This is a genomic window from Rhizobium sp. BK538 (genome assembly GCF_014197575.1).
GTDB lineage: Bacteria > Pseudomonadota > Alphaproteobacteria > Rhizobiales > Rhizobiaceae > Rhizobium.
Window position 1 is genome coordinate 167,740 of record NZ_JACIFT010000009.1, and the last position, 12,579, is coordinate 180,318.

Annotated in this window: 9 protein-coding genes and 1 pseudogene; 3 read left to right on the forward strand and 7 right to left on the reverse strand. The window is 60.6% G+C overall.

Features of this window, described 5'->3' with window-relative positions; genetic code table 11:
* Positions 1 to 4: 4 nt before the first annotated feature.
* From FHX09_RS13390 to FHX09_RS13415, 6 genes are all read right to left on the reverse strand, one after another.
* A complete protein-coding gene (locus FHX09_RS13390) occupies positions 5 to 820 on the reverse strand; it encodes a carbohydrate ABC transporter permease (RefSeq protein WP_132594621.1) in 816 nt (271 codons plus the stop codon).
* A complete protein-coding gene (locus FHX09_RS13395) occupies positions 820 to 1,761 on the reverse strand; it encodes a sugar ABC transporter permease (protein WP_132594623.1) in 942 nt (313 codons plus the stop codon). Before FHX09_RS13395 ends, FHX09_RS13390 begins: the two co-directional genes overlap by 1 nt.
* The gene (locus FHX09_RS13400; RefSeq protein WP_132594625.1) at positions 1,761 to 3,092 is read right to left on the reverse strand and encodes a sugar ABC transporter substrate-binding protein; all 1,332 of its coding nucleotides are present in this window, start codon (positions 3,090 to 3,092) and stop codon (positions 1,761 to 1,763) included. Before FHX09_RS13400 ends, FHX09_RS13395 begins: the two co-directional genes overlap by 1 nt.
* Before the next feature lie 52 nt (positions 3,093 to 3,144).
* Positions 3,145 to 3,822 (reverse strand): GntR family transcriptional regulator, encoded by a 678-nt coding sequence (locus FHX09_RS13405; protein ID WP_183719583.1) that lies wholly within the window; start codon positions 3,820 to 3,822, stop codon positions 3,145 to 3,147.
* 5 nt (positions 3,823 to 3,827) lie between these two features.
* Positions 3,828 to 4,712, reverse strand: coding sequence for a dihydrodipicolinate synthase family protein (locus tag FHX09_RS13410; RefSeq protein ID WP_132594627.1), 885 nt, complete (start codon positions 4,710 to 4,712; stop codon positions 3,828 to 3,830).
* 140 nt (positions 4,713 to 4,852) lie between these two features.
* Positions 4,853 to 5,323, reverse strand: coding sequence for an Lrp/AsnC ligand binding domain-containing protein (locus FHX09_RS13415; RefSeq protein ID WP_132594629.1), 471 nt, complete (start codon positions 5,321 to 5,323; stop codon positions 4,853 to 4,855).
* A gap of 121 nt (positions 5,324 to 5,444) precedes the next feature.
* Between FHX09_RS13415 and putA the strand changes: the two genes are divergently transcribed.
* The 3 genes and pseudogenes from putA (at position 5,445) to FHX09_RS13430 (ending at position 10,635) form a co-directional block, all read left to right on the forward strand.
* On the forward strand, positions 5,445 to 9,158 hold the full coding sequence (putA, locus tag FHX09_RS13420; protein WP_210301548.1) for a trifunctional transcriptional regulator/proline dehydrogenase/L-glutamate gamma-semialdehyde dehydrogenase: 3,714 nt from the start codon (positions 5,445 to 5,447) through the stop codon (positions 9,156 to 9,158).
* Positions 9,159 to 9,580: 422 nt separating this feature from the next.
* Positions 9,581 to 10,042, forward strand: coding sequence for a mobile mystery protein A (locus tag FHX09_RS13425; protein WP_183719581.1), 462 nt, complete (start codon positions 9,581 to 9,583; stop codon positions 10,040 to 10,042).
* Positions 10,039 to 10,635: pseudogene (locus tag FHX09_RS13430) on the forward strand (mobile mystery protein B). The gene FHX09_RS13425 and the pseudogene FHX09_RS13430 overlap by 4 nt, the downstream one beginning before the upstream one ends.
* Positions 10,636 to 10,906: 271 nt before the next feature.
* On the opposite strand, the gene FHX09_RS13435 reads toward FHX09_RS13430, so the two are convergent.
* A complete protein-coding gene (locus FHX09_RS13435; protein WP_184450160.1) occupies positions 10,907 to 12,562 on the reverse strand; it encodes a Na/Pi symporter in 1,656 nt (551 codons plus the stop codon).
* Positions 12,563 to 12,579 lie beyond the last annotated feature (17 nt).

A 12,579-nucleotide genomic window follows, 5' to 3' on the forward strand; every position in this document is an offset into this window, starting at 1 on the left:
GACGTCACTTCACGGCACCTGCCGTCAGGCCGGCAACGATCTGCCGCTGTGCGAAGACTGTCAGGATCAACACCGGCAAGGTGACGATCAAGGCTGCCGCGGCAAGCGGACCCCAGCTCACCTGCTCGAACGACAGCATGTTGTAGACCGCAACGGGGAGCGTGCGCGTTTCGCGGCTGGCGAGGACGATGCCGAAGACGAAATTGTTCCACGAGAAGATGACCGACAGGATGAAGGCAACGACGATCCCCGGCCTTGCGATCGGCAGCGCCACCAATCGGAAGACCTGCCAGGGTGTTGCCCCGTCGATGCTTGCAGCTTCCTCCAGCTCCATCGGCGTCGTTTCGAAATAGCCGATCATGATCCAGACGACGATCGGGACGGTAACGACGAGATGGATGATGATCTGCGGCCACAGCGTGCCAAGCAGGTTCAGCCACTGGAACAGCAGGAAGAGCGGGATCAGGAAGGAAAGGCCGGGTGTCATGCGGGCAATCATGATCACGACAGCGGATTTCTCAGCCTTCAGACGGGCAATGCCATAACCGGCCGGCACGCCGATAACGAGCGCCAGGAGCGTCGCCGCCCCGGTGACCAGAACCGAATTCCATAGGTAAAGGAAGAAGTTGTTTTCCTTAAACACCTTGACGTAGTTCGACCAGGCGAAACGTTCAGGAATGAAGATCGGCGGATAGGCGCCGTTATCGATCTCGTACTTCAGGGACAATGAGATCATCCACAGGAAGAACAGGACCACCGGCGAGATCATCACCAGCGCCACGAAGAGAAGTCCGATGCGATCGAGTGCCTTGCGCTTCATCAGCGTGCCTCCCCATCGGACCAGTTGGCGCGCTGCTTGACCATCAAAAGGACGAAGGATAGCACCACGATGAGCACGAAGAATATAACGGCCATGGCCGAGCCGTATCCGATGTCGTAATAGGAAAAGGCCGTGTTGTAGAGATAGATGTTGATCGTCTCCGAGGCAGTGCCCGGTCCGCCCTGCGTCATCGCATAGATGATGTCGAAACTCTTGACCGCGTCGATGCTGCGAATGATGACGGCGATCATCAGGAACGGCGCGATCATCGGCAGCGTCAGGTATCGAAATTTCTGCCAGACATTGGCGCCATCGATTTCGGCGCTCTCGTAGGGTTCGCGCGGTACTGCCGCCAAGCCGCCAAGCACGATCAGCATGACGAGCGGTGTCCACTGCCAGGTTTCGACCAGCACCAGCGAGGGAATGACGCTTGTCTGATTGTAGATCCATTCCTGCGGACCGACACCAATATAGGAAAGCAGGTAGTTCAAGACACCAAGCTGCGGATGAAACATCATCGTCCAGACGAGCGCGATGGCGACGGGAGTCGCCATCATCGGCATCACGAATATTCCGCGCAGAATCCCGCGCAGTGGAAACTGAGCATCGAAGATGAGGGCCGCCAGCGTTCCCAGAAACAACGGGGCGACGACCGACAAGGTCGTGTAGAGCACGGTATGCCACAACGAGTCCCAAAAGCGCAGGTCAACGGCCAGGCGGAGGTAATTGTCCAACCCGGCAAAGACCTGCGCCTGGCCAAGTGTCCAACTGTTGACGCTCATCCACAGGGTAAAGACCCAGGGAAAAACGATGACAGCCGCCACGACGACCAGGGCGGGAATGACGAAAGGCCAATAATTGGGAGCAAACCGGCCCGGTTTGCTCCTCTGCTTTGCCTTGGCCTTGACCGCGGTTGCGGTTTCCATGCTCACCGAAGCCATTATCCCTCGCTTCGTGCCAGGACCGGCTCGAACTGAGCTGTGGCAGTCTTCAGCTCCGTGGCTGGATCGGCGCCGCCGATCATGTTGGTGAGGCCGACGCCATAGATGTCGCGGAACTCGGTGACCGGGATGATGATTGGCAGGGCGAGCTGCGACACTTTCGCCGAACCCGCGACAGCGTCCAGCCACGCAGGCGGCATCTTCACGCCTTCGCGCACCTTCTGATCCTCAAGGACCGATTGGCGGAACGGAACACCGGCGCCGGCCTGAAGCAGGCGCGCACCCATGTCATGGGAAATCGCCCACTGGCAGAAGAGATATGCGGCTTCCTTCTTCTGGCTTGCTGCCACGACGCCGAGACCATCTCCTGTGGTTGCAGCCGCCTGCGCCTTCGGTCCCTTCGGCATGATGCCGTATCCGACCTGGCCAACGACACGCGACTTTTCCGGGTTCTCGATCGGCGGCGCAAAACCCACGCCATCAAGCCACATGCCGATCTTGCCCTGCAGGAAGGCCGATTGGGCTTCGGCCCAATTGAAGCCGGACACACCGGGAGGAGCCGCCTTGGTCATCAGGCGCTGGTAGAGCTTGGCCGCTTCAACGGCCTCCACAGAATTGGTGCGCAGCTTGCCGTCCGGCCCAAGCGGGCTCGATCCGTAGCCGAGCAGCAGCGTCGTCCAAACCGGGGTATTGGCATTCTTGAGACCACGGGCGACGAAGCCATAGGTGTTGGTCGAGGGATCTGTCAGTGCCTCGGCAGCACTTGCCAGTTCTTCGAACGTGGTTGGGTAAGAAACGCCCTTCTTCTCGAAGAGTGCCTTGTTCCAGTAAACGATCCAGTAGTCGACCGAGAAGGGCAGGGAGCGCAGGACGCCATCGGAATCCTTGGCGAAGGTCATGCCGGCCTCGGCAAAGTCGCTTTCGACCAGCGACGGATCGGTGAGGGAAGGATCCTTCAGGAAGCCGCTGATATCGGCAAGCCAGCCGCCCTTTTCGAACTGTCGTTTCTGGACGTGATAGCTCATATGCACGACGTCGAAACTCGGCTTGCCCGAGCTCAATTCGATCGTGGTCTTCTGGCGCTGCTGCTGCTCCGGCGTCGCCTCGGCATTGACCTTGATGCCCGTTAGCTCTTCGAACTCGGGAATGTACTTGATGAGCGTCTCGCTGCGCGGGCTCTTAACCAGGTTGACTTCCAGCGTCGTGCCGGCAAAGCGCTTCCAGTCGACCGCTGCCGATGCCGATCGAATGCCCATGAGGCTGCTGGCACCGAGGGCTGCGGTACCGGCGAGAAAGCCGCGCCGGGTGGGATTCAGGAATGATGATGGCATGTAACTCCTCCTCTTGTTGCCGCCGATCTCCTCATCGCCGGCTTGTTGTCGACTAGATCTTCAGCGCGCGATCCCTCGCGTGGTTGATGTGGGCGGCGAGGTTGTTGACCGCATCCTCGGCCGACCGCCTTTCGATCGCCTCCAGAACCTTCAAATGCTCTCCCATGACCGGGCCAACACGTCCATCGATGCGGAAGCGCTCCTGACTGATCAAGCGCATCTTGATTGAATTAACCCGGTAGGCGTTGGAAATGATCGTATTGCCAAGCGCGTCGATAAACGCGTCATGCATGCCCCAGTCGACAGCTTGAGCACGCACTTCCAGCTCATGGGAGGCGTCGCCATTGGCAATGGCGTCGGCGATATCGCGATGCTGCTTCAAGAGCTCAGCGATCGCCTCATCGGACGCGGAGCGCGTGAAGAGTGCGACCGCCTCCTTCTCCAGGAATAGCCGAAGCTGGAAAGCCTCGCGAATGAGGTTGAGATCGATATGAGCGATCTGCAGGCCGCGCTGCGGGACCGTTTTGATCAGCCCTTCCGCCTCAAGCCGCGGGATAAGTTCACGGATCGCCGCAAGCGTCAGTCCGGTCAGTTCGACAAGGCGACGCTGGGAGACGAACTGACCGGGACGCACGTCGCGAGCCAGCAGGTGGCGTGTGAAGCTCTCATACGCCTTTTCCCGCAGCGTCGGCTGCTCGTCCATTCCGTCCATTGCCTCCCCCTCGTACATGGCGCCTATGCTGCTTTGGAGCGGAAAAGCGCATCGAAGGCAAGAGCAAGCTGTTCCTGTCCCTCGGTGGAAATTGAAACGAGCGGCGCACGAACCGCAAGCCACATCTCGTCGTCGCTGAGGCGAGCCACCATAGCTTTGACGGCCGCGGTAACCGGATATTTCAGAAGCTCGGCGACAAAACCTTCTACGCGGGCATCATCTCTGCCTTCTTGCGCCATCAGCTTCACCTCGCCGGGCAGGAAGTTCGCCATACCGGAGATCGCGCCTTGGCCGCCGAGGCGTACGCCTTTTGCAAGGTGGCGCTCATCGCCGATCAGAATAATGAGGTCGCCGTGGGCTTGCAGCAGGCTTTCGGTAAACGGCCAGTCGCCGGACGAATCCTTGACGCCGGCGACGACCGTCGGAAAAGCTGTACGCAAACGCCCGATCAGCGACACAGTCAGGGGCACCATGGTTACCGACGGAATATTGTAGACGATGACGTCGCGCGCCTTGTCGCCCAGGATCGCAAAGACAGCAGAGAACCACTTGAAGAGGCCGTCGTCGCTGACATTCTTGAAGTAGGAGGGCGGGGCCAACAGAATGTTGCGCGCACCGCGCGAAAGAGCGTTTCCGGCCTGAGCCGCAGCATCCTCGGCAGCATCGACCAGCACGCCCATGATGATCTTTTCAGGAGCGATACCGGCATTGAGAAATGCGGTGAGGATATGCTCACGTTCCTGCGTCCCTATCGAGGATCCCTCGCCGGTTGTGCCAAATAGCGTGACGCTTTCACATCCTGATGCAAGGCATTGTTTTGCCTGTGCAATCATCACATTAACAGCGATCTCGCCCTTGGCGTCGAACGGTGTGGCAAGCGCAACGGAAAGCCCGAACTTCTCAGTCAATGTCAATTCTCCCAGTCGATGTGTTAGACGTAGCAGACTGACATGTTAGTTGTAAATGGGTAATATTTAGGTGCGCGCTTATTGCTCTCCAACAGACAGACGGCTTGAAGGGGAAGGGCCTTAGGAGAACAGGTCCATCGTCAGTGGCCGCTTTCCTTTACGGCTTCCATGGCCACGAAAGTCGACGTGCTGGCGACGAAAGGAAGGCTGGATATCTTCTCGCCGAGCACGAGACGGTAATTGGCGATGTCTGACGTGCGAATTTTCAAGAGATAGTCGAAAGCGCCGGCGATCATGTGGCACTCCTCGACCTCCTGCAGCTTCCGCGCGGCGATATTGAAGGCCTTCAGCGCATGCTCACGCGTGTCGGAGAGCTTTACTTCAGTGAATGCGACGTGATTCTTCCCGAGTTTGTTCACATCGACGATCGCGCGAAAGCCAAGAATATAGCCATCTTCGATCAATCTCTTTAATCTGACCTGGCAGGGCGTGTTTGACAGGCCGACCTTTTTGGCGAGGTCGGTAATGGACATGCGGCCATCGGCGACAAGGGCCTCGATGATCTTGTGATCGAATTGGTCGATTTCCCTTCCATTTGCGGTAATGTTCACGATATTGCCTCTGTTTATTCGCCTAAATTAGGCAAATATATTCCCCTAAAGCCAATTTCAAGTGAAATCACCTTTATGGGAGCTGCTATGTTCGACCATTATCCTTTTCTGGAGCAAAGACATGACGATCACCAACGATCCGGTGGCGAACGAAACCGTTAACGCGCAGTCTAGCGGCACTGCAAATCCCTTCGAGGGCTTTGCGCCGGAGATCCGACCGCAAAGCGATCTGCGCCGCGCTATTACAGCGGCCTACCGTACGCCGGAGACCGTTTGTGTCCCGCGCCTCGTTGACGCCGCAACGCTTCCGCAAAAGGTCAGGCAGGGCGCCGCCGCAACCGCTCGCAAGCTCATCGAGGCGCTTCGCGCCAAGCACAAGGGCACCGGCGTCGAGGGCCTGGTTCACGAATATTCGCTCTCGAGCCAGGAGGGCGTTGCGCTGATGTGTCTCGCCGAAGCGCTGCTGCGCATTCCCGATACGGCGACGCGCGATGCCCTGATCCGCGACAAGATCGCCGAAGGCGATTGGAAGTCGCATCTGGGCGGCGGTCGTTCGCTCTTCGTGAATGCCGCGACCTGGGGGTTGGTCGTCACCGGCAAACTCACCTCCACGGTCAACGATCGTAACCTGTCAGCCGCGCTCACCCGCCTGATCGCACGCTGCGGGGAGCCTGTCATCCGCCGCGGCGTCGACATGGCGATGCGCATGATGGGCGAGCAGTTCGTCACCGGCGAGACGATCGACGAGGCGCTGCAGCGGGCCAAGCCTCTGGAACAGCGCGGCTTTCGCTATTCCTACGATATGCTCGGAGAGGCCGCCACCACGGGCGCGGATGCCGAACGCTACTACAAGGACTACGAAGCTGCGATCCATGCCATCGGCAAGGCTTCCGACCGACGCGGCATCTATGAAGGTCCCGGCATTTCGATCAAGCTTTCGGCCCTGCATCCACGTTATTCGAGAGCTCAAGGCGCGCGCGTCATGAGCGAGCTGCTGCCGAAGGTGAAGGCGCTTGCCATGATCGCCAAGTCCTATGACATCGGCCTTAACATCGATGCCGAGGAGGCGGATCGGCTGGAACTATCGCTCGATATCCTCGAGACGCTGTGCCTCGATGAAGACCTTGCCGGCTGGAACGGAATGGGCTTTGTTGTCCAAGCCTATGGCAAGCGCTGTCCTTTCGTGCTCGACTATATCATCGATCTTGCCCGCCGCGCGGGTCGCCGCATCATGGTTCGCCTCGTCAAGGGCGCCTATTGGGACGCCGAAATCAAGCGCGCGCAGCTCGATGGCCTTGAAGACTTCCCCGTCTTTACCCGCAAGATCTATACCGACGTCTCCTACATCGCCTGCGCCAAGAAGCTGCTTGCTGCAACCGATGCGGTCTTCCCGCAGTTTGCGACCCACAATGCGCAGACGCTTGCCACCATCTACCACATGGCTGGCTCCGACTACTATGTCGGCAAGTATGAGTTCCAGTGCCTGCATGGCATGGGTGAGCCGCTGTACGACGAGGTCGTCGGCCGGCAGAACCTCAACCGTCCGTGCCGCATCTACGCGCCCGTGGGCACCCATGAAACCCTGCTTGCCTACCTCGTGCGCCGTCTTCTTGAAAACGGCGCCAACTCGTCGTTCGTAAACCGGATCGCCGACCCCAATGTCTCGATCGATGAGCTTGTTGCCGATCCTGTCGAGATCGTCGCCAAAATGCAGGTGCCCGGTCAGAAGCACGACAAGATCGCGCTTCCCTGCGACCTTTACGGTCAACGCCGCAACTCTGCCGGCCTTGATATCTCCAACGAAGCCTCCCTGCAGGCGCTGGCAGAAATCCTAAAGGCGAGCGCCACGATCGTGTGGACGGCTGCACCGACGGGCCAGACCGAGGTGGGGCCAACGGCCCGCGACGTTCTCAACCCGGCCGATAGCCGAGACGTTGTCGGCACCGTGCGCGAAGCGACCGCCGGCGAGGCTGCCGCAGCAGTCGCGATCGCGCTGGGAGCCGCGTCGTCCTGGGCATCAGTCTCGCCGGTGGAAAGGGCAGCATTGCTTGATCGCGCTGCCGATATCATGCAGGCGAAAATGGAGACCCTCTTGGGCCTCATCATCCGCGAAGCCGGCAAATCGCTGTTGAACGCGGTCGCCGAAGTGCGTGAGGCTATCGACTTCCTGCGCTACTACGCCGAGCAGACCCGCCGCACGCTTGGGCTCTCGCATGCGCCGCTCGGACCGGTCGTGTGCATCAGCCCCTGGAACTTCCCGCTGGCAATTTTTACCGGGCAGGTCGCTGCCGCTCTTGTCGCAGGCAACCCGGTTCTTGCCAAGCCCGCGGAAGAAACACCGCTGATTGCCGCCGAGGCGGTTCGGATCCTGCACGAAGCTGGTATTCCCTCCGACGTCGTCCAGCTCGTTCCAGGGGACGGAAGGGTAGGGGCCGCCCTGGTCGCAGCGCCGGAAACCGCTGCTGTCATGTTCACCGGCTCGACCGAGGTCGCCCGCATCATCCAGGCGGAACTTGCCAAGCGCCTCTCAAAGGACGGCAAGCCGATCCCGTTGATCGCCGAAACCGGCGGTCAGAACGCCATGATCGTCGACTCCTCGGCGCTTGCCGAACAGGTCGTTGGCGACGTGATCGCCTCGGCATTCGACAGCGCCGGACAGCGCTGCTCGGCACTCCGTATCCTGTGCCTGCAGGAAGATGTCGCCGATCGCACGCTGACCATGTTGAAGGGCGCGCTGCGCGAGCTTTCGATCGCCAATACCAACCGGCTTGCTTCCGATATCGGCCCGGTGATCACCGCCGAGGCCAGGAATATCATCGAGGCGCACGTCGCCGCCATGGGCGCTGCCGGCTGCGCTGTCGAGCGCGTCGAACTGCCGGATGCGACCAAGAACGGAACCTTCGTGGCGCCAACGATCATCGAGATCAACAAGATTTCGGAGCTGAAGCGCGAGGTCTTCGGTCCCGTCCTGCACGTCATCCGGTGGCGGCGCCAGGACCTCGGCCGCCTGATCGACGAGATCAACGCGACCGGCTACGGCCTGACCTTCGGCCTCCACACGCGGCTCGATGAAACGATCGCCATCGTTACCTCGCAGGTCAAGGCCGGCAATCTCTACGTAAACCGCAACGTCATCGGCGCCGTCGTCGGCGTCCAACCCTTTGGCGGCCGCGGTCTTTCCGGCACCGGCCCCAAGGCAGGGGGGCCCCTCTATCTGGGGCGGCTGGTCAAGACGCCGCCGATTCCCCCGCAACATAGCTCCGTCTATAGCGATCCCGCTCTTTCAGACTTTGCCAAGTGGCTGGACCAACAGGGCCTTTCGGAAGACGCGGAAATGGCACGCCATCTCGGCAGCCAGTCGGCCCTCGGGCTCGAAACCGAACTTGCCGGTCCCGTCGGTGAGCGCAACCTCTATGCGCTTCATGCCCGCGGCGCAATCCTGTGCGCTCCGGCCTCTCGGACCGGCCTCATTCGCCAGATCTCGGCGGCTCTCGCGACTGGCAACAGCGCGGTCATCGATGGCGACGACAGCCTCCGTTCGACGTTGAACGGCGTTCCCGTCAGTGTCGCGCAGCGGATTTCCTGGCGGGAGGCATCAGCCCATCCCAACCCAATGGCCGGCGCTCTGATCGAAGGTGACGCCGAGCGGGTCTCGGCCATGCTCGCAAAACTCGCCGCCATGCCTGGTCCTTTGCTGCTCACCCAGTCCGCCCCGACCGAGCAGCTTGAACGCGATCCAGATGCTTACTGCCTCAACTGGCTGCTGGAGGAGGTATCCACCTCCATTAACACCGCCGCAGCCGGAGGCAATGCCAGCCTGATGTCGATAGGGTAGGCGATCGGCTGCAGCAGCGCCATGTCGTCGCTGACGGGCATGTCCAGACCACTCGGCGCTCATAGTCAGTGAGCGCAAACTGAGAACTTTGCCCCCCTGGGCGCCTGGCGACGATTTCGGCTTGTTGGCATGCGAGCTCATAGCTGGCTCGAAGGCAGATCGATGGTCCGCGGATCGAGGGTCGGTGGCAGACTGTCCTCGACCTCGGAGGAGATCTGCATGGTCCTGCGCGAGATCGGCGTCCCACCCAACCCGTGCCCCACGAAGTTAAGGCGCGCGACGCTATCGTCGGCCGACGGACTCAGGCTGTGGACTGAGATTTTTGCACGCTGGTCATGTTATGAACTGATTCTACGCTTAAGGCATCATGCTATAGGCTGATACTGTGCCGTTGAAAATCAGCCTCAGGCTATGGGCTGATAATGAAGAACGACAATCGCAAGCGAGCGAGACTGCAGCTCGACGAACGGCTTCGGGCACTCCAACCGATAGACCGGTTCAAAGCCCCTCCGAAGGGATGGGTCCGCGCGCTACGTGATGCGCTTGGCATGACCGGTGCGCAGCTCGGCGGGCGAGTTGGGGTCAGGCCCCAAACGATTGAAACGATCGAAAAGTCTGAGGCTGCGGGAACCATCCAGCTTAACACGTTGCGCCGAGCCGCCGAGGCGTTGGATTGCACGCTCGTCTACGCCCTTGTTCCAAACAGTTCGCTTGAAGCTGCAGTCGAAGCCCGCGCACGCAAGATAGCCAAACGTGACCTTCAGCGCGTTGCCCATACAATGCGGCTTGAAGCTCAGGGAACCGATGATACAGATTTCGAATCGCGCGTGGTGGCATATATCCGCGACAGGCTCTCGGACCGCGATCTCTGGAACGAGATATGACAGATCTCTTTCAAGAGCCCGAAGACGCGACGCCGCTTGAGCCCCAGGAGCGAGAGGGTTTGCTTCAGACCTGGATTACGCACCGCCGGGATATTAACGAGGCCGAACAAGAAAACATCGTTGGGGGTGCGGCGTGAGCACGTGGCCGACGACGTGTGCCGCTTGAGCGGCTGCTTAGCGCAGACTTCATGCGAGCATTGCACACGCGGATGTTTGGGGAAGTTTGGCAATGGGCAGGAACATTCAAAACAACTGAGCGCAACATCGGCATACAGGCTTATCGCATCGGAACAGAGCTAGCGAACCTGTCGAGCGACATCCGCTCCTGGATTGCGCAGAAGACCTTTCCACCGGACGAGATCGCGATCAGATTCCATCATCGCCTTGTCGCTATTCACCCGTTTTCAAATGGGAACGGCCGTCACGCGCGGTTGGCTGCTGATCTTCTGATTGAACGGCTCGGCAGCAAGCCTTTCAGTTGGGGCAGCGGCAGCTTGGCCGATGTCGGTGAACTGCGAGCACGTTACGTTGCCGCGTTACGCACTGCGGATAATCATGACATCGGGCCACTGCTGGAATTTGCGCGCAGCTGACCGGCCGGTCCCTTTGACTTCCAATTTGCGCCTCTGCGGTCGACCTGCCAGCCATCCAGCGCGCCTGTCACGGCCTTCCACGCGCCCCGGCGCGGATGCGGGCGAATGTCGGGCGAGGCCTGAGCGGTTGTGATGCTGTACGACGAGGAGATTTCAAGCCGTCGAGAAGACAAAGGCGAAGCGTTGGCCGCGCGACTTTAACAATCTGCTAGCAAAGCGGCACGGTGGAAAATGTCATAAGCACATCTGCTCTTGGGGCTCGCCGCAAGCCTCAATCGGCATTAACACCTCGGCCGAGCAGGTGGGCAGCCGAACTCCAGGCATGATGGGCGATTTGGTCAAGCCGTCGGGCAGCCTCGATCCGCATAAGGGCATCCGCAGCAGTCAGTTCCCCCTGCGCAACGGAGGCGAGGGCCGCGGCGCGATGGTTGCGCTGCAGAGCCTCGAGCTCGCACGATGCTGCCCCTGCTTCATCGAGCGCTGCGGCGACCTCGGTCGAAACGCTCCAACCGATGGAGGCGGCTTTTGTGCTAAGAGCAGACTCCGAGGTGATGGAGCCACCTGTCGCCTGTGCCGCACGCATGGCCCGTGCGCATAGCTCCGCAGCCCGCAGGTCGCCGGTGGCCTGAGCCGGGTGTCCAGGCGAACTGTCGTCGGCTAAGATTTCCACGAGACGCGAGGCGTGGTCGAGTGCGTGCAGCGTGCTCGTCATACGCAGGCGCTCGGCATCTGTCTCAGGCCCTTCCCTTAACTCGGACAGGAAAGCCCGTACTTCCTGAAGTGCGGCCTTCGCCTCAGCGGCCTGGGCCGACGGGACGGCTCCACCAGAAAGCATTGCGGAAACGCAAGCCGCAGTCCTCCCGAGCACGCCGGCAATGACACGCCGGGCGGTTTCTACCGCAATCACGGGACTGGCAAGCGCGCTTGGATCGAGAGCTCGCTGAAGCGCCGTCTGCCTGGAGGGCAGGAGCCGCTCCACGATACGGGTAAACCACTGTGTTGCCGGAAGGAGCACTGCGACACCCACCACGTTATAGGCCGTGTGGTAGGCGGCAAGGAGCGTCATCCCATCGAGCGAAGTGGTAAAGGCCTTCATCACTGAGGCCGTGATCGGAAAGGCGACGATTGCGATAAGCGCTGCGATGAGCTTGAATAGCACATAGGCAAGAGCCAGGCGCTTGGCCGTTGTGCTGGCACCTATGGCTGCCAATGCGGAGCTCGTCGCCGTTCCGATGTTCTGACCGATGATCAGGGCTGCGCCCTGCTCGAGGCCCACCGCACCGGCGTAGAAAGCCGAAATGGTAACGGCGATCGAAGCTGTCGATGACTGCATGACTGCGGTCATCGCCAAGCCAACGACGATCAAGCTCATGAGACCGACCGACCCCTCCATCCAGCCGACACCCGGCGTGCCGAGGACGGCGGGCAGGTCGGACGGGTGCAGACTTTCGGCAAGACCTCCCATGCCCTGCTGTAGGGTGGTCAGCCCGTAGAGTACCAGCGCAAATCCTGCGAGCGCGCCGCCCGCCGCCGCGATTAGCCTACCCCCCACCAACTTGGCCAGCGCGCCAAAGAAGATAATCGGTAGGGCGTAGGTTGAAAGCGAGACGCGCACACCAATCAGCGCCACGAGCCAGGCCGTTCCCGTCGTGCCGACATTCGCGCCGAACACGAGGCCAAGCCCCTGCGGAAACGTCAAGAGCCCGGCGCTGACGAGGCCGATCGTCGTCATCGTTACCGCGCTCGACGACTGTACGAGCAGTGTGACGATGGCGCCCCAGAAGGCCCCTGAGAGCGGCGTTGCCGCGGCCTTGCCGAGAACAGTACGCAGTGCAGATCCCGCCAGCGCCTTTAGACCGTCAGTCATGACGGTCATACCGAGCAGGAAAAGCCCGATACCCCCCAGAATAGCAACTGCCGTCGACATGCGCGCTCCGCCCCGTG